Source organism: Notoacmeibacter sp. MSK16QG-6, from assembly GCF_024158145.1.
Classification (GTDB): Bacteria; Pseudomonadota; Alphaproteobacteria; order Rhizobiales; family Rhizobiaceae; genus Notoacmeibacter.
The window spans coordinates 863,493-885,702 of record NZ_JAMYXM010000001.1 but is presented as its reverse complement, the minus strand read 5'-3'; the positions used below and the strand labels follow the sequence as shown (position 1 = coordinate 885,702).

The 22,210-nt window shown below is 58.9% G+C and carries 22 protein-coding genes, 1 tRNA gene and 1 riboswitch; of the genes, 11 read left to right on the top strand and 12 right to left on the bottom strand.

Annotated elements, in window-relative coordinates:
- Positions 1-41 precede the first annotated feature (41 nt).
- A complete protein-coding gene (locus NIM86_RS04225; RefSeq protein ID WP_253379422.1) occupies positions 42-905 on the bottom strand; it encodes a transporter substrate-binding domain-containing protein in 864 nt (287 codons plus the stop codon).
- Between the two features lie 397 nt (positions 906-1,302).
- On the opposite strand from NIM86_RS04225, the gene NIM86_RS04220 reads away from it, so the two are divergent.
- A complete protein-coding gene (locus tag NIM86_RS04220) occupies positions 1,303-3,108 on the top strand; it encodes a glycosyltransferase family 2 protein (protein WP_253379420.1) in 1,806 nt (601 codons plus the stop codon).
- On the opposite strand, the gene ppk2 is transcribed toward NIM86_RS04220, so the two are convergent.
- Together ppk2 and NIM86_RS04210 are read right to left on the bottom strand one after the other, a co-directional pair.
- Positions 3,071-3,988 carry a polyphosphate kinase 2 gene (gene ppk2, locus NIM86_RS04215; protein ID WP_253379416.1) on the bottom strand — a complete coding sequence of 306 codons (918 nt, stop codon included), beginning with the start codon at positions 3,986-3,988 and terminating at the stop codon, positions 3,071-3,073. The genes NIM86_RS04220 and ppk2 overlap by 38 nt on opposite strands.
- 143 nt (positions 3,989-4,131) lie before the next feature.
- Positions 4,132-4,674 (bottom strand): GcrA family cell cycle regulator, encoded by a 543-nt coding sequence (locus NIM86_RS04210; RefSeq protein WP_253379415.1) that lies wholly within the window; start codon positions 4,672-4,674, stop codon positions 4,132-4,134.
- Positions 4,675-5,116: 442 nt separating this feature from the next.
- On the opposite strand from NIM86_RS04210, the gene NIM86_RS04205 reads away from it, so the two are divergent.
- The 3 genes from NIM86_RS04205 to NIM86_RS04195 are packed head-to-tail and all read left to right on the top strand — an operon-like array spanning position 5,117 to position 8,236.
- Entirely contained in the window at positions 5,117-6,325 is a 1,209-nt protein-coding gene (locus NIM86_RS04205) for an aspartate aminotransferase family protein (protein WP_253379414.1), read from the top strand.
- On the top strand, positions 6,322-7,239 hold the full coding sequence (gene argF, locus NIM86_RS04200; RefSeq protein WP_253379413.1) for an ornithine carbamoyltransferase: 918 nt from the start codon (positions 6,322-6,324) through the stop codon (positions 7,237-7,239). Before NIM86_RS04205 ends, argF begins: the two co-directional genes overlap by 4 nt.
- 1 nt (position 7,240) lies before the next feature.
- On the top strand, positions 7,241-8,236 hold the full coding sequence (locus NIM86_RS04195) for an Hsp33 family molecular chaperone (protein ID WP_253379407.1): 996 nt from the start codon (positions 7,241-7,243) through the stop codon (positions 8,234-8,236).
- A gap of 21 nt (positions 8,237-8,257) precedes the next feature.
- Here NIM86_RS04195 and NIM86_RS04190 read toward each other — a convergent pair whose 3' ends face one another.
- Positions 8,258-8,737 carry an Lrp/AsnC family transcriptional regulator gene (locus NIM86_RS04190; protein ID WP_253379405.1) on the bottom strand — a complete coding sequence of 160 codons (480 nt, stop codon included), beginning with the start codon at positions 8,735-8,737 and terminating at the stop codon, positions 8,258-8,260.
- 136 nt (positions 8,738-8,873) lie between these two features.
- Here NIM86_RS04190 and NIM86_RS04185 point away from each other — a divergent pair, with 136 nt between their 5' ends.
- Positions 8,874-9,887, top strand: a complete 1,014-nt coding sequence (locus NIM86_RS04185; protein WP_253379403.1) for a 1-aminocyclopropane-1-carboxylate deaminase — start codon at positions 8,874-8,876, stop codon at positions 9,885-9,887.
- Between the two features lie 44 nt (positions 9,888-9,931).
- Here NIM86_RS04185 and apaG read toward each other — a convergent pair whose 3' ends face one another.
- Positions 9,932-10,324, bottom strand: a complete 393-nt coding sequence (gene apaG / locus NIM86_RS04180; protein WP_253379401.1) for a Co2+/Mg2+ efflux protein ApaG — start codon at positions 10,322-10,324, stop codon at positions 9,932-9,934.
- A gap of 63 nt (positions 10,325-10,387) precedes the next feature.
- Between apaG and NIM86_RS04175 the strand changes: the two genes are divergently transcribed.
- Complete coding sequence (locus NIM86_RS04175; RefSeq protein WP_253380705.1) at positions 10,388-10,993, top strand: CDP-alcohol phosphatidyltransferase family protein; 606 nt, start codon at positions 10,388-10,390, stop codon at positions 10,991-10,993.
- Here NIM86_RS04175 and NIM86_RS04170 read toward each other — a convergent pair.
- On the bottom strand, positions 10,990-12,180 hold the full coding sequence (locus tag NIM86_RS04170; protein ID WP_253379398.1) for an O-succinylhomoserine sulfhydrylase: 1,191 nt from the start codon (positions 12,178-12,180) through the stop codon (positions 10,990-10,992). The genes NIM86_RS04175 and NIM86_RS04170 overlap by 4 nt on opposite strands.
- 49 nt (positions 12,181-12,229) lie before the next feature.
- A riboswitch (SAM riboswitch) is annotated at positions 12,230-12,308 on the bottom strand.
- Between the two features lie 40 nt (positions 12,309-12,348).
- Positions 12,349-13,866 (bottom strand): bifunctional UDP-sugar hydrolase/5'-nucleotidase, encoded by a 1,518-nt coding sequence (locus tag NIM86_RS04165; RefSeq protein ID WP_253379396.1) that lies wholly within the window; start codon positions 13,864-13,866, stop codon positions 12,349-12,351.
- A gap of 136 nt (positions 13,867-14,002) precedes the next feature.
- Between NIM86_RS04165 and NIM86_RS04160 the strand changes: the two genes are divergently transcribed.
- From NIM86_RS04160 to NIM86_RS04150, 3 genes are all read left to right on the top strand, one after another.
- Entirely contained in the window at positions 14,003-15,097 is a 1,095-nt protein-coding gene (locus NIM86_RS04160; protein WP_253379394.1) for a 2'-deoxycytidine 5'-triphosphate deaminase, read from the top strand.
- A gap of 49 nt (positions 15,098-15,146) precedes the next feature.
- Positions 15,147-15,220: transfer RNA gene (locus tag NIM86_RS04155), tRNA-Gly, on the top strand.
- Positions 15,221-15,314: 94 nt separating this feature from the next.
- On the top strand, positions 15,315-15,587 hold the full coding sequence (locus NIM86_RS04150) for a DUF6460 domain-containing protein (protein ID WP_253379392.1): 273 nt from the start codon (positions 15,315-15,317) through the stop codon (positions 15,585-15,587).
- Here the strand turns inward: NIM86_RS04150 and NIM86_RS04145 are convergent.
- Positions 15,584-16,504, bottom strand: coding sequence for a histone deacetylase (locus tag NIM86_RS04145; RefSeq protein ID WP_253379390.1), 921 nt, complete (start codon positions 16,502-16,504; stop codon positions 15,584-15,586). The two genes, NIM86_RS04150 and NIM86_RS04145, sit on opposite strands and share 4 nt — an antisense overlap.
- 46 nt (positions 16,505-16,550) lie before the next feature.
- Entirely contained in the window at positions 16,551-17,069 is a 519-nt protein-coding gene (locus NIM86_RS04140) for a hypothetical protein (protein WP_253379388.1), read from the bottom strand.
- 233 nt (positions 17,070-17,302) lie between these two features.
- On the opposite strand from NIM86_RS04140, the gene NIM86_RS04135 reads away from it, so the two are divergent.
- Positions 17,303-18,649: an MATE family efflux transporter gene (locus NIM86_RS04135; protein WP_253379386.1), complete on the top strand. Its 1,347-nt coding sequence runs from the start codon at positions 17,303-17,305 to the stop codon at positions 18,647-18,649.
- On the opposite strand, the gene NIM86_RS04130 is transcribed toward NIM86_RS04135, so the two are convergent.
- Both NIM86_RS04130 and NIM86_RS04125 read right to left on the bottom strand, forming a co-directional pair.
- Positions 18,600-19,697 (bottom strand): quinone-dependent dihydroorotate dehydrogenase, encoded by a 1,098-nt coding sequence (locus tag NIM86_RS04130; RefSeq protein WP_253379384.1) that lies wholly within the window; start codon positions 19,695-19,697, stop codon positions 18,600-18,602. The genes NIM86_RS04135 and NIM86_RS04130 overlap by 50 nt on opposite strands.
- Complete coding sequence (locus NIM86_RS04125) at positions 19,694-20,041, bottom strand: DUF952 domain-containing protein (protein WP_253379382.1); 348 nt, start codon at positions 20,039-20,041, stop codon at positions 19,694-19,696. The genes NIM86_RS04130 and NIM86_RS04125 overlap by 4 nt, the downstream gene beginning before the upstream one ends.
- 102 nt (positions 20,042-20,143) lie before the next feature.
- On the opposite strand from NIM86_RS04125, the gene NIM86_RS04120 reads away from it, so the two are divergent.
- Positions 20,144-20,566 carry a hypothetical protein gene (locus NIM86_RS04120; RefSeq protein ID WP_253379380.1) on the top strand — a complete coding sequence of 141 codons (423 nt, stop codon included), beginning with the start codon at positions 20,144-20,146 and terminating at the stop codon, positions 20,564-20,566.
- Between the two features lie 38 nt (positions 20,567-20,604).
- Here NIM86_RS04120 and NIM86_RS04115 read toward each other — a convergent pair whose 3' ends face one another.
- Entirely contained in the window at positions 20,605-22,158 is a 1,554-nt protein-coding gene (locus NIM86_RS04115) for a hypothetical protein (protein ID WP_253379378.1), read from the bottom strand.
- Positions 22,159-22,210: the final 52 nt, after the last annotated feature.

Sequence of the window (22,210 nt, the reverse complement as noted above, 5' to 3'; positions counted from 1 at the left end):
CTGGTAGGCCGGCTGGCCGGCGTCCGTCAACGCCTTTGCATTCAGTATATGCCGAGGGGAAAGTAACGAAGAAGGATCTGTTCGAAACGCTCATCATTGGAGATGGATCTGAGCGCAGCGTTCAATGCGTCGGCAAGCGCCTGATCGCGGCGGGAAACGACGATCATCCAGCCATTTCCAAATAATTCGGGCGCGAGATAAGGTCCCGAACCGAAGACGCAGCAGCCATCCGCGCCCGGCCCGGCCAGCCAGACCGAATAGCGTGTCGCGTCACCGAAGACGGCATCGATTTTGCCAGCCTTCAAATCGCTCAGCATCCAGTTTTCGCGCGTATATACGGTCACATCGACAGCTGGCATGTCCCGGCGCAGCAGTTTCTCGTGCGACGATCCGGCAAGTACGCCGACCCGTTTGCCCTCGAAAGAAGATGTCGGATCTTCGATCAATCCATTCGTTTTTCGGGTAATGAAACGCCCCGCCGGCAGAAGGTAGGGGCGGGTGAAGATCATCGATCCACGATTTTCAGCGGTGGCCGGGACACCGGCGATGATGGCGTCGCCTCCGCCATCATCCAAAGCGGTAGTCAATTCATCGTAGGGCAGCGCCTGGATTTGGCAGCGTTCGTCGATACCAAGTTCGTCGCATACAGCGCGGACTAGATCGACATTCATTCCTGCCAATTTGCCGAACTTATCCAAAAAGGCGAAGGGCGGATCGTCCAGAACTGTCAGAAACCGCAAACGTTGCACCGATGAAGCATCGACGCGATCCACGCGTTCCGTTTCATCCCAAAGCCGTGGCTGTGTAGGCGTTTCGCCTTCCGCCACCGCCGCTTTGAAAGCACCGGAAATGGCGACGCAAAGGCAGAAAACCCGAAAAAATCGGAGAGGGGTCGTAATCGTCACTGAGCCAACCGTTCGTATCGAGCAGGTTGCATAACAGATTGAAACCCGACCAGCCACAGATGCGGCTGCCTAAATTTAACCTTGATTTGATTCCTATTAGAGTAAAATCTTGAATAAAAGATAAGAATAACGCGCGGGTATAGAGCACGGCCTGCGTGAGGGGGCAGTGTTCATGTTAGAAGGTGACAGCCGGCTAGCGCTGGCGAGAGTAGAATATCGTCCAAATTTTGCTGGCGGCTCAGCGTCTGCTGATGATTTCAGCCGTCCTTCAAAGCGAGGCGACGCCGAGCCATCTGATATTGTCCATTCTGGACGAGCCAGTTCTTTTCGCTTCTGTACAGATCACGATCGCCTGATCATTCGCGTGCTTATCCGCATGGGGTGGAACTCATCGGACTTGCGCCACGCGATCCACCGCGCTCGCGAAAACAAGACGTGCCTGGAGGACGCGGTGCTGGCAAGCGGCCGCTTTGACCGGCCGCAGTGGACGGACCTTCTCGCAGAAGAAAGCGGCCTGGCACGGCTTCATTCACTCGATCCCGACCATTTGGTATTGCCCAACAAAGATATTGCCGGGCTTCTTGCGATACGCTGGCAGGATATTGCTATCGGCTACCGTTTGCCGGATGGGCGTTACAGAAGGCTGGTTCCAGATAGCGTCAGCCGGGCGCACTTCCTTCCAGCGGAAAGCCAACGGGAGGCATGTCTGGTCGCCGGTCCGGTTCTACGTCACGCCCTCGTCCAACGACTTTCCAGTGAATTGGAACGCAAAGCCCGTAACGATCTCTTCGTCGACCGGCCCGATCTCTCCGCCCGGCATATGACGAATGCCTGGCAGTCCTTTGCCCTTGGGGTGTTTGCCGTTTCCGTCCTTCTTGGTCTCGTCGCAGCGCCAGGGTTTCTTATGCTCGCGGTTCACATTCTGTCGTCCTGCTTTTTTCTGAGTTGCATGGTGCTGCGGCTTTTGGCGGTGTCCGTTGCCGGCACGAAAAAGCCACGCTCCAGACATTTGAAAGATGACGACGAATTACCGGTCTACACCATCCTTATCGCGCTCTATCGTGAAGCGGACATGGTCGGCCAGTTATTGACGGCGCTTGGCCAGTTGCGGTGGCCGAGCGGCAAGCTGGAAATCCGTCTGATCTGCGAAGCCGATGACAGGGAAACGATTGAGGCGATCCATGCTCTCCGGCCGCCCGCTCACGTAGAGGTTCTGGAAGTGCCGCCTGGCACGCCGAGAACAAAACCACGAGCGCTCAATTTCGCTCTTCAAACTTGCCGGGGCGAGTATGTTTGTCTTTTCGATGCCGAAGATCGCCCCCATCCCGATCAATTGCTGGAAGCGTGGCAGACCTTCAAGGTCAGCCCGCCCGATGTCGCCTGCCTGCAGGCGCCGCTGATCGTCACGAATGGTGGGAAACATTGGCTGGCCCAGCAATTCGCATTCGAATATGCGGCGCTGTTTCGTGGTATTCTGCGCTTTTTGGCCGCAATGCGCAGTGTCCTGCCGCTCGGGGGCACCTCAAATCACTTTCGCCGCTCCGTTCTTGATGAGGTAGGAGGCTGGGACCCCTACAATGTGACGGAAGATGCCGATCTCGGCGTTCGCATGGCGAGGGCTGGCTATCGAAGTGGGGTGATCGACGCGCCGACACTCGAGGACGCTCCTACCAATGTGAGAACATGGATTCCGCAGCGAACCCGATGGTTGAAAGGCTGGATGGTCTGCTGGGTGGTGCATAACCGTCACCCACGCCGTCTTTGGAAAGAACTGGGTCCGCGAAACTTCCTTCTTTCGCAAATACTTCTGTCTGGCATCCCGGGGGCAGCGCTACTCTTGCCCGTCATGCTGGCCAGTTCACTCTACATGATCGGTTATATTGCGTGGGGCGAGGAGCAGCCACATATATTTAAACTGGCGCTCTATGGTCTGGACTTCACAAGCTTGGCGTTGTGCTTCGGCGCTTTTCTGTGGCTGGGTACGAAAGCCGCCTCTTTAAAAGAACGCATCCTTTTTTCGTCAACTTGGATTTTGTTGCCAGCCTACTGGCTATTGCAGTCCTTCGCGGCCTGGCGCGCAGTGTTTCAGCTTATTCGGCAACGCGCCCATATTTGGGAAAAGACCACTCACAAACCATCGGTCGACCGTTTATTGGCTGGGTCCGCTACCTCTTGGAGGCGAGGAAGTCGCGCGCATTCTTGACGATCTGCGGATCGGCCTCACCAATCACCGACGGATCGCGTCCCTCGTAATCGATTGATGAAAGAACAAGGCGGATCGCCTCGATCCGTGCACGACGTTTGTCGTTCGAGCGGATGACAGTCCATGGCGCATGTTCCGTATGCGTGGCTGCGAACATGCGGTTGCGATAGTCGGTGTAGCTATCCCATAGACCGATGCCCTTCAGGTCGATGGCCGAGAACTTCCAGTATTTCAGCGGATTGTGAACACGATCGTGAAACCGTTCCAACTGCATCTCGCGACCGATATTCAGCCAGATCTTGAAAAGATGAATGCCGTCGTCGGTCAGTAGTTTCTCAAACGGGTTCACCGCTTCTAGAAAAGCCTGATATTCGCTCTCCGTACAAAATCCCATGACGGGCTCGACAACAGCCCGATTGTACCAGGATCGGTCGAAAAGAACGATTTCGCCGGCGGTCGGCAGATGATCCGCATAACGTTGAAAATACCATTGTCCTTTCTCCGTTTCGGTCGGCTTGGAGAGGGCCACGATGCGTGCATGCCGAGGATTGAGATTGTGCCTGAATCGGCTGATGGTTCCGCCTTTGCCGGCGGCGTCCCGGCCTTCGAACAGAATCACCAGACGACCGCCATTTGCCTGCATATGAGCGTGAAGCTTAACGAGTTCGCCCTGAAGAGCTTCCAGCAGGTCTTCATAGGTTCCGCGCTTGAGTTTGTCGTCATGAGGATACCCGCCGGACGAAAACGCATTGTCGCCAATCCAGCCTGGCAGATCGGGATCGGAAATATCGAAGCGGCGCTTCTTTCCATCGACGGTCAGATCCACGGGTTGAAGATCCATTGATGCGACATGTTCGGCAGCGACGTCATTCTCGCTCATGATCGGTCAAGTTCCCTGGCGTCTATCACTCAGCGATTGTGGTGATGACGGGCCGGAACGACAAGCTGCTTTTGCAAGCCGGCATAGAAAAAGGCATCGCCCGGGGTAGAGCGATGCCTCCGACTGATCCGATGCCGAGATGTTCAGCGTGAACGTTTGCGGTCGGTATTCTGCTGATAGGCGATCTGCGCGTGACCTTTGCAATAAGGTGTGCCTTCGCCGCTATCGTTGCCGCAGAAGTGGAAATCATCGTGGAGAGGGTCGCCGATCGGCCATTTGCAGGTCCGCTCGCTCAATTCCAGCAAGGACAGACGCCGGCTCATGGGCACGACCACTTCGGCTGCCGGCTGATAGACGGGCTCGGCCACTTCGTCGATTGCGTAGTCCGCCTTCAGCGCCGTCGCGCCGGCGGAGCTGGTCCGCGGCATCGATTGGCTGGCGATGACGGTGGACATGCTCGCCCGTGGTGCCGCAGAGCGCACGGAAGGCTGCCGCGGTGCAGACGGCTTTTTCGGACGCGCCGGCTTCTGGCTGGCCCGACCGCGGCTGGAAAGCTTCAGGCGATGAACCTTTCCGATCACCGCATTGCGGCTGACGCCACCCAGCTGATTGGCGATCTGGCTCGCGCTCAGGCCGTCGGCCCAGAGTTTCTTGAGTAGTTCGACACGTTCGTCTGTCCAACTCATAGGGTTATTCTCCTCGTTTGCCGCATCGCCTCTTGAATCCCTTGGCCCTGCAAGCAAATACTTTGCTCGCAGTTGGATAAACTGACCGTATCGGGTTCGCCGCCAGAGACCTGTTATCTCAGTTCAAGCTAAACCTACGCCGCCCGCAGACTCGCTGTCCAGCATTAGCCGGTCGTCATGATTCGCTTTTGTCTGTTTTCCCCAAATTTGGGACGGAATTGAGTCCGCTCGTTCAATCGGCGGGTATTGGCAGAAAAATGTGTGGATGGCGGGTCTGAAACCTTTCAAACGCTTGGAAAAGCGCTTGCGCGTTGACTTTTTACCGGGGCGGCGTGATAACGGGCCGATAGCCGCCTCGGCGAACGGGGCGGCTTTTGCTTTTGGGCTCCGGAGGGCCTGATCACCTGCCCCGGAAAGCCTGCCAGCTCGGGAGATGTGAGCAATGAGCGGTTCGGCGCTCTTCGATACGTTTGCGCGCGCGCCGCTTTCCTTCGAGCGGGGAGAGGGCGCCTGGGTCTGGACGACGGATGGCGAGAAATATCTCGATTTCGCGTCCGGCGTCGCGGTCAATGCGCTCGGCCATGCTAACCCACGTCTTCAGGAAGCCTTGTCCGAGCAGGCAGCCAAGCTCTGGCACGTCTCCAACCTTTACGAAATTCCGATTCAGCGTGAACTGGCGGAGCTTTTATGCGCCAACTCCTTCGCTGATCGAGCATTCTTCTGCAATTCCGGAGCCGAGGCGGTCGAGGCAGCCATCAAGACGGCCCGGCGCTACCACTATGCGCGTGACAATGCCGAGCGGATTGACATCATCACCTTCGAAGGCGCGTTTCACGGCAGGACACTTGCGACGATAGCTGCGGGCGGTCAGGCGAAATATCTGGAGGGATTCGGACCGAAGGCTGCGGGCTTCACCCAGCTTCCGTTCGATGATCATGACGCTGCAAAGGCAGCGATTGCTTCGCCGACCACTGCCGCCGTGATGATCGAACCGATCCAGGGCGAGGGAGGCGTTCGTCCGGTGGAGACCGCGTGGCTGAGGGAATTGCGGGATCTGTGTGACGAGCATGGCGTCCTTCTCATCTTCGATGAGGTGCAGACAGGGATCGGCCGGACAGGCCGCCTCTTCGCGCACGAATGGGCAGAGATCAACCCCGATATTCTGGCTGTGGCAAAAGGACTTGGCGGCGGTTTTCCGGTGGGGGCATGTCTCGCGACCGAAGAGGCTGCGGCGGCGATGACCGCCGGCACACATGGCTCGACTTTTGGCGGTAACCCGCTCGCGATGGCTGTGGGCAAGGCTGTCGTCGAAACGGTTCTGGAGGACGGCTTTCTGGATGAGGTCAACCGAAAGGCGTTGCTGCTGAAGCAGGGTCTTGCTGCGGTTGTCGATACATATCCGGACCTTTTCGAAACCGTGCGCGGCGCCGGGCTTCTCATTGGTCTGAAATGCCGCCAGCCCGCCGCTATGATGCTTTCCGCCGTTCGCGACGAGCATCTTCTACTGGTTCCGGCAGGCGATAATATCCTGCGCTTTTTGCCGCCGCTGAATGTCGAGGATGACGACATCCGCCGGGCGCTCGATGCGCTGGACCGTGCCGCCAGTGCCCTGTCGCTGGACGCGGCGCAAACAAACGGACAAGCAACGTGACACCACGCCACTTTCTCGATCTCGCCGAAACCTCGCCTGAAGCGTTGCGCGCCATTCTGGATCACGCTCGCTCTGTCAAAGACAGCTTGTCGGATGGTGAAAATCATCGACCGCTCGCTGGCAAGACGCTCGCCATGGTGTTTGAAAAGCCATCCACCCGCACACGGGTCTCCTTCGAGGTCGGGATGCGGCAACTGGGCGGGGAGACGGTGGTGCTCACGGGTGCGGAGATGCAACTCGGCCGCTCAGAGACGATTGCCGACACAGCCAGAGTGCTGTCTCGCTTCGTCGATATCATTATGGTTCGCACGCTGGAGCATGACAGGCTGCTTGAGCTTGCGGATGCGGCCACCGTGCCGGTGATAAACGGTCTGACGGACGACACGCATCCCTGCCAGATCATGGCCGACGTCATGACATTCGAGGAGCACCGCGGTTCCTCGAAAGGCAAGAAGTTTGCCTGGACGGGCGATGGTAACAATGTCACCCATTCCTTGATCGAAGGCGCAGCCCGGTTCGGTTATGCGTTGTCCATCGCGACGCCAGCAGGTTCGGAACCGCAGGAGCGCTTTGTCGAATGGGCGCGGTCTCAGGGCGCGCAGATCGAACTGACCGACGATCCGCAGCAGGCGGTCGACGGCGCCGACTGCGTCGTGACCGATACATGGGTGTCGATGAACCAGGAGCATCGTGCGCGCGGGCACAATGTCTTCCAGCGCTATCAGGTCAATGATGATCTTATGGCGCAAGCCAAGAGCGATGCGCTCTTCATGCATTGCCTGCCGGCTCATCGCGGCGAAGAAGTCACCGATGAGGTGATGGACGGTCCGCAAAGCGTCGTCTTCGACGAAGCCGAAAATCGCCTGCATGCGCAGAAGGCTATTCTTCACTGGTGTCTTGGCGGAGTGGCCTGACATGGCCGATGCCGAGCAGCCCGAACTGGGCGAATACGGCCATGCCGGCGACGATCATGTCGTGCCCTTTCAGGTCGAAAATCTCGATACGCGCGGCCGGGTCGTTCAGATGGGCCGCGAACTCGATGCTATCCTGTCCCGCCATGCTTATCCGGAGCCGGTAAGCCGGCTGCTTGCGGAAGTCGTGGTGCTTGTCGCGCTTCTTGGCACCTCTTTGAAGTTCAACGGTAAGTTCATCGTCCAGACCAAGACGGACGGACCGGTGGATATGTTGGTAGCCGATCTGACCGTGCCGGGCTCGCTGCGGGCCTATGCGCGGTTCGACGAGACCCGCCTTCAATTGGCGGTCGCCGCGGGCGAAACCAAACCTGAGCAATTACTGGGCGATGGCGTTCTCGCGCTCACCATCGATCAGGGGCCGCAGACACAGCGCTATCAGGGTATCGTGGCGCTCGACGGCGCTTCGCTCGAGGACGTTGCGCGCACCTATTTCCGTCAGTCCGAGCAAATTCCAACAGATGTGCGGCTGGCCGCGGGCCAGCAGGTTCTGCCCGGCGGCGATGAAATATGGCGTGCCGGCGGCATCGTCGCGCAGTTTCTACCCGATGCGCCGGAGCGCATGCGCATGGGCGACCTGCCCGGCGGTGACGGGGACGATGCCGATACCGATACCGACGCTGACAGTCTGATCGACGATGCCTGGCAAGAGGCGCGGCTTCTGGTCGGCACTGTCGAGGATCTGGAACTTCTCGACCCGACGGTCGGATCAGAACGACTGCTTAACCGCCTGTTCCACGAACATGGCGTTCGCGTCTATGAGGGCGTAGAGCTAAAGGATGACTGCTCCTGTTCGCGCCAGAAGATCGAAGCGGTTCTAACCAATCTTTCTGAGGAAGAACGCGCTGAAAGTGTCGAGGATGGCGCGATCAAGGTCCGCTGCGAATTCTGCTCGACGGAATACGCATTCGATCCGGGCGAGTTTGCAGAAAACTCTTAAGTCTCACTCTTTGCCGTAGTCTCAAAATGCCAGTGCAGCGTTGTCGATGACTTCCTTCATGACGAAGAAGGTGCGTGTTTGCCTGACGCCGGGCAGCGCTATCAGCTTGTCGCCATGCAGCCGATTGAAATCCGACATGTCGCGGACACGGATTTTCAGGAAATAATCGAAATCGCCGGCCACCAGATGGCAGTCCAGCACAAAGGGCAGGTCGGTTATAGCGGTCTCGAAAGCGGCGAAGCTCTCAGGCGTTGACCGGTCAAGGACGACCCCGACGATGACGAGAGCGCCGAGTGCGACCTTCTCCGGGGCGACTTGGGCGCGCACACCTGCAATATAGCCCTCGTCAAACAATCGCTGCGTCCGTCGATGGCAGGTCGCCGGGCTGACATTGATGCGCTGCGCCAATTCGGCGTTGCTCAGCCTCCCGTCAGCCTGGAGGTGCCGAAGGATCGCTAGGTCGATCTTATCGAGATCGTCGTAACTGCCAGAAAATTCCATGAAATTCCATAAAAATGAGATTTAACGATATAATAGTATTATCTTATAAGAGAAAGACAGCTTTTTCTCAGAAACTTTGAAAGCACATTCCGTGCGATGCCGCCTATGCTTCCCTCCGATCTGGAAAGGATGCAGGATGCTGGATAAATTCGAACGCTACCCACTCACATTTGGCCCGACCGCCATTGAATTTCTGCCGCGAATGACCGAGGCGCTCGGTGGCAAGGTGGAAATCTGGGCCAAGCGCGAAGACTGCAATTCCGGGCTCGCCATGGGCGGTAACAAGCTCCGCAAGCTGGAATACATTGTCCCCGATGCCATCGCTTCAGGGGCGGATACGCTCGTCTCGATCGGCGGCGTGCAATCGAACCATACCCGCATGGTGGCCGCGACAGCCGCGAAACTCGGCATGAAATGCGTCGTGGTTCAGGAAAGCTGGGTGCCGCATGAAGACGCCGTCTATGACCGTGTCGGGAACATCATGCTCACGCGCCTGATGGGTGCGGATAGCCGGATTGTCGATGATGGATTCGATATCGGCATCCGCAAGAGCTGGGAAGAAGCGATCCAGTCGGTGAAGGATGCGGGTGGCCGGCCCTATGGTATTCCCGCCGGAGCGTCGGTCCATCCCCTCGGCGGGCTCGGCTATGTCGGCTTCGCAGAAGAGGTTCGCGCGCAGGAAGAAGAGATGGGCGTCAAGTTCGACTATATCGTTGTGTGCGTCGTTACCGGCTCTACGCAGGCGGGAATGATCGTTGGCTTCGCCAAGGATGGCCGCGCGCAAAACGTGATTGGTATCGACGCCTCAGGCACGGTCGAGCAGACACGCTCACAGGTGCGCAAGATCGTCGACGGCACTGCTGAACTCGTTGGTCTGGGGCGCGCGGTCACGGATGACGAGATTCACATCAATCCTGACTACGCTTATCCGGCCTACGGCGTGCCCTCCGCTGAAACCAACGATGCGATCCGGTTTGCTGCGCGGACAGAGGCAATGATTACCGATCCGGTCTATGAAGGAAAAAGCATGCAAGGGATGATGGACTTGGTGCGGAAGGGCTTTTTCGAAGCAGGGTCGAAGGTTCTCTACGCTCATCTTGGCGGCGCGCCCGCACTTAATGGTTACGCTTACACATACAGAAACGGTTGAGGCGTGACGTCTTCAGAAGGCGAGAAATGCATGGTCACGCCGCTCTAGTTGAGCGTTCGCTCATCGTCGGGCAGATCGAGCGAGAACGCCGGAATGGCGATCTGGAATCGTTCGCCCGTATCGAGCTGCATGGTATAGTGCCCCTGCATCACCCCTGAAGGCACTGTCAGCGGGCAGCCAGATGTATAGGTGTAGCTCTCGCCCGGCATGAGACGCGGTTCCTCGCCGACAACCCCGGCGCCTTCGACCTCTTCGACCCGGCCGGCGCCATCGGTTATCTTCCAGTAGCGTCGGCGCAGTTGCACGGCCCGATCCGATCCGTTGGCGATGGTGACGCGATAGGCCCAGACGAAGTGATTGTCCTGCGGTTCGGAATGGTCCGGCAGGAAAAAGGGTTGCACCTCAACGACGATATCCTCTGTAACGGCGCGGTACATATTGGCGATCTCCTTGATGACAGCATATTGGGTTCGGCAGCGGTGCCGTCAAACGGGGGTGACATGATCGATGGCTGGGGCCGGCGAAAACTCTCGCCGCTGATCGATGGACTGGCCGATCGCGCCGTTGCGGCCGGTATCTCGGCCAATGGCATGACTTTGATCGCTTTCGCGATCGGGCTGATCGGCGCAGCATTCATCGCCACGGATCATAGCTGGCTTGCCATTCCGCTGCTGCTGCTGTCGCGCCTCGGAGACGGTCTGGATGGCGCCATCGCGCAACGGACCCAACCAAGCGATTTTGGCGGCTTTCTGGATATTGTGCTGGATTTTGCCTTTTACGGTCTTGTGCCACTCTCTTTCATCCTGCTCGATCCGGTACAGAACGGCGTAGCAGGCGGCGTTTTACTGCTGGCATTCTACGTCAATGGCGGCAGCTTCCTCGCTTTTGCGGTAATGGCCGAGAAGCGCGGCGAGCAGAGCAATGCTCGCGGTGAAAAATCTCTGTTCTTCACTACGGGGCTGGCTGAGGCAGGCGAGACCTTGATCGTCTTTGTCCTCGCCTGCCTTTTTCCGTCCTGGTTCCCAATCCTTGCGGCGCTCTTTGCCGGTATCACCGCCTACACGACGCTCAGCCGTATTCTGCTGGCGCGGCGGACGCTCCGTTAGGCTCCGGCCTTTTCCAGCGCCTGGGCCAGATCGGCGATCAGATCGTCCGAATGCTCCAGTCCGACGGAAAGCCTGACAGATCCTGGCAAAATGCCCTGTTCCAGCCGCGCTTCCTCGCTGAGGTTCTTGTGCGTCGTGGTGGCCGGATGTGTCACAAGGCTCTTCGCGTCACCCAGATTGTTCGAGATACGGATGATTTCCAGCGCGTTCTCGAAGGCGAAAGCCGCTGCCTTGCCGCCTTTCATTTCGAAGCAGATCATGGTCGAGCCGCCCTTCATCTGCTGTCTGGCGAGTTCCGCCTGCGGATGGTCGTCACGTCCGGGGTAGAGCACCTTGCCGATGGCGGTCTGTTCGGCCAGCCAGTCAGCCACCTTGCCCGCATTGTCGGTCTGCTTTTCGACCCGAAGCGATAGCGTTTCGAGGCCTTTCAGCAGCGTCCAGGCGTTGAACGGGCTCATGGACGGGCCTGTATGGCGGAAGTAGTCGTGCAGATTTTCGTCGATCCATTCCTTCGACGACAGCACGACGCCACCGAGGCAGCGGCCCTGGCCGTCTATGTGCTTGGTGGCCGAGTAGCAGACGACGTCGATGCCGAGTTCCAGAGGTTTTTGCAGGACCGGCGTGGCGAACACATTGTCGATGACGGTGGTTACGCCTTTGGATTTGGCAAGCTTCGCGACGGCGGCGATGTCGATCAGCGCCAGCATCGGATTGGTCGGGCTTTCGAAGAAAAAGACTTTCGTGTTGGCCTTGCAGGCAGCTTCCCACTGCTCGGTTTTCGTGCCGTCGATCAGCGTGGTTTCAATGCCGTATTTCGGCGCTAGCGTCTCGACCACCCATCGGCAGGAGCCGAACAGCTGTTTGGCTGCGACAATATGATCGCCCGCCTGAAGCTGACACAAAAGCGCCGAGGAAACAGCCGCCATGCCGGATGCCGTGGCGCGCGCGTCCTCTGCACCTTCCAGCAGGCACATCCGTTTTTCGAACATATCGACGGTCGGATTGGCGTAACGAGAATAAATGAAGCCGGGCTCTTCGCCCTTGAACCGCGCTTCGGCGGCTTCGGCCGTCTCATAGACGAAACCTTGCGTCAAAAAGAGCGATTCCGAGGTCTCGCCATAGGGGCTACGGTTGATCCCACCCTGTACGAGCTGCGTTTCGGGATGAAGCTTCGAAAAATCCACCATGCCAGGCTCTCACCGTCCAAACAAAAACCGGCCGCGATGAGTCGCAACCGGTCCGTTCAAGCGGCCCTTTTTAGCGACTTCTTTAACGTGGCTGCAAGCCGGCCGGCCAAATCACCACAGACGGCAGGTCCTTACGCCCCAACGACGCGGGGCGCAAGGACCATCGCCTCATTTGATCGTAATACGCGCGCTGTCCGGCGCCGTCACTTCGCCCATATCGCGGATATAGACCATGACGTCGTTGGCCATCAGCTTGGCGCTGATCGAGTCGATCAGCATCTTGCCATCCTTCATGACGACATAGCCGTCGCCGCCGCCGGCCATATAGTCGTTCGTCGCGACCTTGTAGGTGGCGCTCTCATCGAGCGGCTGGCCGTTGACCATGACGTCGGAAACGCGCGCGCCGGGCTCGGCGGCCTTGTCGACGCTAAAGGAAAGGCCAGCCACCTGGGGAAAGCGTCCGGCGCCTTCCTCGATCTGGCTGACGCCGTTCTCAAGCGCTTCCTTGACCTGCGCGCCGCTCATTTCCAGAAGCACGTTGCGGTTGCCAAAGGGCAGTTCCGTCAGCACATCGCGCCGTGTCAGCTTGGTGCCTGCCGGATAGGTCTTGTCGCCGCGAATGCCGCCGCCATTGGTGATGGCGATATCGGCGTTGACAGCCTTCTTCATCGCATCGGCGATGAGGCTGCCAATCGCGGTTTCCTGCCCGCGAACGGAAGCGCGGCGGCTGTCGAGTTCGATGGACGTTGTGCCGACATCGATATCGAGTTCCTTGTCGAGGGTCGCCTCATATTCGGCGACCTTCGCCGCAACCTCGGCGTCCGGCTCGACATCCTTGGTGTCGGTGAACCGGAAATTCGGCGACCATTCCACCTCTCGCTTGCCCTCTTCTTCCGTCACGTCGAATGTGACGTCGACCGAACCGATCCACATCGCATCATGGCCTGACTCCAGCCCGGCGGAGCGTCCGTTGTAATAGGTCCAGACCACATGATTATGGCCGGAAAGCACCAGATCGACCGTTCCCTCCCGGACCATCTGTTCGTTGAGCGGAAGGCTATTGTGACTGATGGCGACGATAAAATCGGCGCCTTCAGATCGTAGTGTCTCTGACTGCTCGGCAGCCGCGGCGACGGGATCGGTAAACTTGATCGCGTCGCCCGGGCTGGACAATTCCGCAGTGGTCAGTTCGGCCAGACCGATGAACCCGACCTTCACGTCACCGAATTCTTTCATCATCGTCGGTTCGAATTCTTCGAAGGGCGAGCCGTCAGCATTTTCGATGTTGGCGGCAAGGAACGGGAACTCGGCGCTTGAAAGCTGCGTCATCGCATTTTCAGGGCCGAAATCATATTCGTGATTGCCTGGCGCGCCGACATCGAAGCCGGCCATATTGGCCAGAGTGATGATGTGTTCGCCCTTGTCGAAGCCCGATAGCAGGGATGGCGAGATCATATCGCCGGCATGTACGACCACCGTGTTCGGATTGGCCTCCCGTTCGGCCTTGAACACGCTGGCCATTTTGGCAAATCCGCCGCGGCCATCGTCATCGGCGGCCATCTTGTCACTATCGTTGACCAGAACGAAGGTGACGTTTGTCGTTTCGGCGAGCGCGATCCCACCGGGAAGAATGGTCGCGACAGCCATGCCGAGAAGGGCGCGGCGGGTGAGGCAGAGAAGAGACATTGGGGACTCCACGACTGGGGGATGAGTGTGCCGGATCAGCGCAGCACATTCGAACGCCTTGGACAAGCATCATTGCATGCTTGTCACCGTGACGCTGGGGAGGCATGGAAGAAGCAGACAAGGGGAAGCGACGTCCATGGCGGATCGAAAGACAGGCATTCTGCCTGACCGTGATATTTTCGCGCTGATCGAAAGCGGGGCGCTGAAGCTGACGGAGGATATGGCCGAGCGCCAGCTTCAGCCGGCCAGTCTCGACCTGCGCCTCGGCAAGACGGCCTATCGCGTCCGCGCGTCCTTTCTGCCGGGACCGGAAGCGACGGTTGAGGACAAGCTGCATCGGCTGGTTCTGCACGAGATCGATCTGACCAAGGGTGCGGTGCTCGAAACCGGCTGCGTTTATATTGTGCCGCTTCTGGAAAGCCTCGCTTTGCCGGATGACATCTCCGCTTCGGCAAATCCGAAGAGCTCGACGGGTCGGCTCGATATTTTCACCCGTGTCATGGTCAATCGCGGCCCGGAGTTCGACAAGATTCCGGCCGGCTATCGCGGCCCGCTCTGGATGGAGGTTTCACCGCGCACCTTTCCCATCGTCGTGCGCACCGGCTCGCGCCTGTCGCAGATTCGGTTTCGAACGGGTCAGGCGATTTTGTCGGAGACCGAGTTACAGGCGCTTCATGACGCCGAAACCCTCGTCGCAGCGGACAGGCCGAACATTTCAGACGGCGGCATCGGGCTGTCGGTCGATCTGCGCGGCGAGACGGATGCTCCGATAGGCTATCGGGCCAAACATCACACCGGACTCGTCGATGTGGACAAGCCGAACGCCTATGAGCGGGTCGACTACTGGGAGCCATTGCCGAAAAACCGCTTCGGCGAACTCGTGCTCGATCCCGATGAGTTCTACATACTTGTCAGCCGCGAGGCCGTGCATGTGCCGCCGCATCACGCCGCCGAGATGACGCCTTTCGATCCGCTGGTCGGCGAGTTCCGCGTCCATTATGCCGGGTTCTTCGATCCGGGCTTCGGTCATTCGCACGCGGGAGGCACGGGCGCGCGCGCCGTCCTTGAAGTGCGAAGCCACGAAGTGCCTTTCATCCTCGAACACGGCCAGATTGTCGGGCGGCTGGTCTATGAGCATATGAAGGGCTTGCCGGACGCGCTTTATGGCCAGGACCTCGCCAGCAATTATCAGGGACAGGGCCTGAAGCTCAGCAAGCATTTCCGGGTGTAATGGCGCTTGACAGTCTGGCTGCCGCGATGGTCAATCGACGCATTGCCGGGCGGGTGTAGCTCAATGGTAGAGCAGTAGCTTCCCAAGCTAACGACGAGGGTTCGATTCCCTTCACCCGCTCCATCGCTCACTCGGTCCGCCTTGATTGCGCCGCGCGCACTTCGTATCTGCTGAAACGAGATTAAATCCGATCAACGACAGACGGAGTGCTTAGAAGATGGCCGGTTCGGTGCAGCGGTTTCTCGGTGATTCCCCGCTTCGCGTGGCGCTCAAGCTCATCATCATCTCCTTCATCGTAGGCGTGTTTATGCATTATTTCGGCATCACGCCACTGGAGGTCATCGACCGCTTCATCCGCATGATCGAATGGTCCTGGCAGAACGGCTATGAAGCCCTCTCCAGTTTTGCATCCTATTTCATCATCGGTGCGGTGGTCGTTGTGCCGATCTTCATCATTAGCCGGCTTCTCTCCTATAGGCGTGGCGGCTAACCAAGCTTCTGCATCAGCGCCTCGGCAACGCAGAACACAATCGCGTGGCGGCGGCCGAGGCTCTCCATGTCGCGGCTGTAGCCGCCGCTGATGACACAGGCCGTGGGGATGGATCGCTCGCGTAGAGCCGACAGCACCATTTCGTCACGGCGGGCCAGCCCTTCATCGGTCATCGAGAGCCGGCCGAGCCGGTCTTCACGATGCGGGTCGACACCGGCCAGATAGAAAGCGAAATCGGTATCGGGGAACCGTGTCAGTGCCTCATTGAGTCCGGCGGCCAGCCGCTCCAGATAGGCTTCGTCGCCTGTCCCATCCGCCAGTTCGATATCCAGATCACTCGTCTCCTTTGCGTTTGGATAGTTTTTCGCCCCATGGATCGAGAAGGTGAAAACATCCGGCTGATCGGCGAAGATGCGCGCCGTCCCGTCACCTTGATGAACGTCCGCATCGATAATGAGAACGCGTCGCGCTTCGCCGCCAGCGCGTAACACTTCGGTGGCCACGGCTACATCGTTGAAGACACAGAAGCCGGCACCGTGTTCGAAACGCGCATGATGGCTGCCACCGGCCGTGTTGCAGGCAAGGCCCTCTTCCAGCGCAAGACGTGCGGCCAGCACCGTCCCCGCACATGCCAGCGAGGCACGCCGGGCGACCCTCTCATCCACGGCAAAACCGATCAGTCTTTCGATTACAGGCGGCACGCGCTGCGTCAGAACCCGGTCCACATAACCGCGATCATGCGCCAGTCCCAGCCAGTTCGAAGGAGCGAGGCCCGGTCGATGCAAGGACGCGCGGTCAACAATGCCGCGCTCGCGCAACGCGTTCATCAGCAAAGTATATTTGCCCATCGGAAAGCGGTGAACCGGCGAGAACCGGGCATCGTAATCGGGATGATGAACGATCGGGAGCCGCGCCATTGGACATATAGGTTAGATGAGGGTGGGAGAACGGCAATCCTGGCAACTAGCCGCCTGCCGAACCTGGCTGTAGTTTAGGATTGGGCGTATAGCCGGGACCGATGGTCAGCGGTTCATCGCCTATCATGTCTCCGTCCAGCCTGGAGCGATAGGCAAGTTCCTTACTCCAGAGCACATCGCCATTCCGCCCTTTCAAAATGAGCGATACGTGATAGGGCCGGTCCTTGATGACGCCGCGCACCTTACCGCTGGTCAGAAACACCCGTGTGCGGCGCACTTCCAGCTTTGCATCCGTCTCGATAGGCGGTCCTCCGGCAGGGTCTTCGAACGAAGCAAACAGTCGCGAACCGACAGGAATCGCACGAGCCACGCCAGCAGTCACGCCATAGGAGATTTCGCTGATCCTGTAGTTGAAGAGAAAGCCGCCGCCCATGACGACGATCGGGTCTTTTTCCCGTTCGTCCTGAAGAACCCAGCGCATGATAAATAACAGGGCGAGGGAGATTAGAGCCGCCGTGCCAAGCCAGGCGATGACCGTCTGTTCGCTGCTTCCGCGCCTATCCATCGCGGTTCCCCATTTCGACCAGATCGAAATGTTCATCGTAATGAAGACGATCTCATAGCGATACCTCCTTCGGAACGAAGTTTGTTGTCTCCGATGAGCGAGGCAAGATAAACCCTGTCCCAATGACATCATATATTTTGGCGCATTTTGTCCATTCGTTTAGGGGTGATGGATGACCGGCACGATTGCATGAAATGACACCAATTGATCGATCAACGCCTCGCGCAGATCAAATGCATCTGACCCATCGCGCGGTTTTCGCCATCGCTGTACCGACGACGCTGGCCTTTGTAACGACGCCGCTGATCGGTATCGTCGATACGGCTATCGTCGGTCAGCTTGGCGATGCTGCTCTTATAGGTGGTCTCGCGGCAGGTGCGATCGTTTTCGACCTCGTCTTCGGCACTTTCAATTTTCTGAGGTCGGGTACGACGGGCCTGATCGCCCAGGCCAGCGGTCGGGATGACTTTGTCGAAGAGCAGGCCATTCTTGCTCGCGCCCTGATGATCGCTATTGCCTGCGGTCTCCTCATCGCCATCGCCGGCCCCCTGATCGCATGGGTGGGCCGGCTGTTCATCGCCGCCGAAGCCAGCGTCTCTGCGGCGATGACCGATTATATCGTAATCCGTGCGCTCTCTACGCCGTTCGCTTTGGCCAATTACGCCCTTCTCGGCACCTTGCTGGGACGCGGGCAATCCGGCACGGCGTTTGGGCTGCAGATTGTTGTCAATGGCGGCAATATGAGCCTGTCAGTGCTGTTCGGGCTGGTCTTTGGCTGGGGGCTGGAAGGCGTCGCCTGGGGCACAGTGGCCGGGGAGGTCATCGGATTCGTCGCCGGTCTCCTCGTAATGGCGGCGATCTATCGCAAGGACGACCGCCCCAACCTTATGCGGATTATGGATCGGCCCGCCTTTTCCCGCCTTCTGGCGCTCAACCGCGACATTATGATCCGAACCTTCGCGCTCCTGAGCGCCTTCGCTCTCTTCACACGGGCCGGAGCCGGGCTCGGTACGGTGCAACTGGCTGCCAATGCGGTGCTGCTCAACTTCTTTCTGCTCGGCGGCTATCTACTGGACGGCTTTGCGACAGCGGCGGAACGCTTCGTCGGCCACGCGGTCGGTGGCGCGCGGCGCGGCCCCTTTGTACGGGCGGTCAAGCTGACAGCTTTATGGGGTTTTATCCTCTCGTTCGTCCTCGCGGCGCTGTTTTATCTTGGCGGCGAAACGTTGATTGCATTGATGACCACAGCGCCCGACGTGCGGCGGGTTGCCGATCTTTGGCTGCCTCTGGCCGCGCTTACGCCGATTACCGGCGTTCTGGCCTTTCAGATGGATGGCGTTTTTATAGGCGCGACCTGGGGAACGTCCATGCGCAACAGGATGCTCGTATCGCTGGCGCTTTTCGTTGCAGCGCTTTTCATCTTCACGCCGCTCTACGGCAATGCGGCGCTGTGGGCCTCGCTTCATCTTTTTCTGCTGGCGCGGGGTTTGCTGCTGCTGGCAGCTCTTCCTGCCAAAATGAAAGAAGAGTTCAGGTCGGCAGAGGCCGGCTCGCCCATTCCTTCATCGTCCGGTCTCTGATGGAACGGACGGTCTCGCCTTCCGCCGCAAGCAACCGGTCCATGCCGCGCAATATACGGAGAGGAAGGCGCGGCCCCTCGTACACCATCACCGAATAGAGCTGCACCAGATCGGCGCCTGCCCGGATCTTTTCGAGCGCGCTTTGCGCATCGTGCACGCCGCCTACTCCGATAAGCGGCAGAGCGGGACCCACCCGCTCACGCATCTTTGCCAGAACGGTGGTCGAATGATTGAAAAGCGGTTTGCCCGAGAGGCCTCCGGCCTCCGCGCCGGCTTTGCGGTCCAGAAGGTTGGCCCGCGACAGAGTGGTGTTCGATACGATCAATCCGTCCAGTCCGTAAGTCTCGGCGGAGCGCGCAATGTGATCGAGATCGGCCTCCTGTAGATCCGGCGCGATCTTCAGAAAAACAGGCACTACGCGTCCCATTTCGGCGGCTGCTGCATCGCGCGCCGCCATGATTCTGCTTAGCAGATCGGAGAGGTTTTCTGCGCTTTGGAGATCGCGCAGCCCTGGCGTGTTGGGCGATGAGATATTTGCGGTGAAATATGACGCATAGGATGCAAAACTGGCAATGCCACGCTCGTAGTCGGAAACGCGGTCTTCGCTGTCCTTGTTCGCGCCGATATTGACGCCGACCAGCCCGCCTCTGTGACGCCGCTTCATGAGGCGGAGAAGCGCGGCCTCATGTCCTTCATTGTTGAAGCCAAGCCGGTTGATGATTGCTTTTTCGGTCTTCAGCCGAAAAATACGCGGCTGAGGATTGCCTGCCTGTGGTTGCGGCGTCACCGTGCCCACCTCGACAAATCCGAAACCGAGGGCGAGAAGCGGATCGGGCACCTCCGCGTTTTTGTCGTAGCCGGCAGCCATGCCGAGAGGGTTCGGAAAGGCCAGACCTGCCACATTGGCTTTAAGGCGTTCGGATTTGAAAGGTTGGCCAGGGCCAAACATTCGCCCTGCGCCCGCCTTGAGGGCTGCAATGGAGGCGCTGTGTGCCTGCTCGGCCTCCAACGCCATTAGAGGCATTGTGCTGAGACTTGTCAGCTTCATGAAAGACGCTCCGGTAGCCGATGATGACCATCGGTATCGAGCGGCAACTCTTCGACCCAGTCTACATCCTTCGTCGATAGCGGCGCGTAAAGATGTGGAAAGAGCGCGCCACCTCGCGAGACTTCCCAACGAAGGGCCTCGCCCAGCCGGTCTTCGTCGATTGCGACGAGGACGAGATCCTCTTGGCCAGCAAAATGTTTGGCCAGCGTCTCGATAAGCTGGTCAGCAGTGGAAAAATGGATGTAACCATCGGCCAGATCGACCGGTGCTCCGCCCCATTCTGCTTTTTGTTGTGCCTGTCGCCATATTGGCGCCGGCACCGCCTTATAGATCATCGTTCCCATGGTGTCGGCGTAGCGAAAATAGTGAGCGATGCAAAGGGCCGATGACTTCGGGTTCCAGTGAACCGTTGGAATCGCCGAACGATTTCGAACAGGGAAATGATCATGCGAAACCTTCTCATGACTGGTTCAGGCATTGTCGTCGTGGCTGGCCTATTGGCGACTGGGACCGTGGCGTGGAGTGCGCCGGATCGATATGTGATGGACCGAACCGAGGATGGCTGGGTACGAATGGACAGCCAGACCGGAGAAATCACCGTCTGCCGCCAGGCCAAAGGCAAATTGAGCTGCGCGACCGACAGACCCGATGACCAGATTGCGAACGGTAGCCAAACACGTATTGACCGGCTGGAAAAACGTGTGGCCGCTCTCGAGCGGCAGCTAAAGAAACGGGATGACGAGAAGGAAGCGCTGCCCTCGGAGGCGGAATTCGATCAGGCGCTTGGGTATATGAGGCGCTTTTTCGACGCCTTCCGTGACATGGTCAGGGAATTCCAGGCGGAGGAGAAGACCGGCGAAGCGCTATAAATTACGGGCTGAATTGTCCTGCCGCTTCCCATGGTCGATTAGGAAGCAACCGATATCGGCGAAGCCGGATGCGATTTGGCTCTGCGATCGAAAGCGGCGTTGTCGTCGGTGCGCGCCATTGCGCTCGCACTCTGCCGGGCGTCGTATCTTGGCGGAACCACAAGGCTGAGCACAATGGCGACTGCCAGGCCGAACAGGCCACAGATCAAACCGTCGTCGAGATGAATCGCAATGGCAGGCAAGGCATCCGCTTGAAGAACTAGAAGAAGAACGATCTGCGACAGGCCTGCGAACGAAATGCCGGCCAGAACACCGATCGCGCTGGCTCCGGACCAGAGCAAGGCTGGTGGATAGGCTGCGATGGCCATGGCGACAAAAACGGGCGCTGCCATCCGATCGATCCCGAGAGCATCATCGCCAATCACCAGCAAGCCTGCGGTCAAGCCGATTACTACGCCGATCATCGCAAATCTCCGCCAAGCCAGAAGTCGGCCAGGAACGATGCTCGGCTCATCCATCACGGAAAGTACGATGTCGTCGATGAGACTGGTCGCCAGCGCGAAGAGCAGAATGCTGCCGCCAATCGCCAGCATGGCAAGGCTCGCCATGTCCGTCAGCAGTGGCGCCAAGCCGCTACTTGTCAGCGTCTGCTCAGCCGAAACCGAGGCATCGTTCGGCCCGCCAAGCCAAAGCAGCACCGTGATCGTGATTGCGCTTAGAAAAGCGAGCCACCCGGCGAGGCGATAATTGGAACGCGGTGTCGAAAGACTTCCAATGACCGGCATCGTCGCCGGCAAAAACACGATCGACAGAAGGCCCGCGCCTATCGTGTTCAAGACCGCGGCGTCCCAATCCACAGGAAGAAGCGGCAGAGAGGCCAAGCTGCTGCCGGGCAGGGTCTGTCCAATGAGAAGCGCGACGACGACCGTGGCGATGCCGAAGGCAAACCCGATACGCGAAAGACGTATGAGAGTGGTGATGCCGCCGGCCCATGCCGGAAGGAAAATGACAAAAGCGGCAAGCGCGATCGCCGGAATCCGGGACAATGACAGGCCAGCGACGAGCCGCTCGGCGACGAGTTCGAGGAGATGGAGGACAAGCCCCGCGAGAAGAGCGCAGCTGACGGACCCCATCAACAGCCGGAGTGGCAGGCCTTCCCAACTCGTGTAGCGCAGGCTGAGCATTCGGCCCGGACTCGAAGCGCCAATCCGTCGCATTCTCGGACCGAGGACAAGAATGGATAGGAATAGCCCTGCAAGACAGCCAATGAAGATCGCAATTGGCGCTGAAGTCGTCAGATTGCCGGACGTCGCCCATGCGGTGGTCAGCGCCAACACAATGGCAGCGGGCACGGCGCTTATGCCGCGCACGCGCCGCTCGGCAAAACTCCAGCGCTGTGGTTCGACGATGAGCGACGAGACGCCGAAGCCCAGAAGAGTGCCGATAACGCATATATTCAACAGGAACTGAAGCATGGAGAGGGGAACGCCCGCGCGTTCACCAATAAATGCAAGTCCGGCCAGGCCCAGGGCGGCAAAACCCAAAATGAGCGCTGCCCAGGCACTACTGAATGCACTTCGGCTCCTGTTCAATATCGTCTCCCGACCGTCACTTTGGTTTGGGTTGTCATCAAATCGGGGGGGC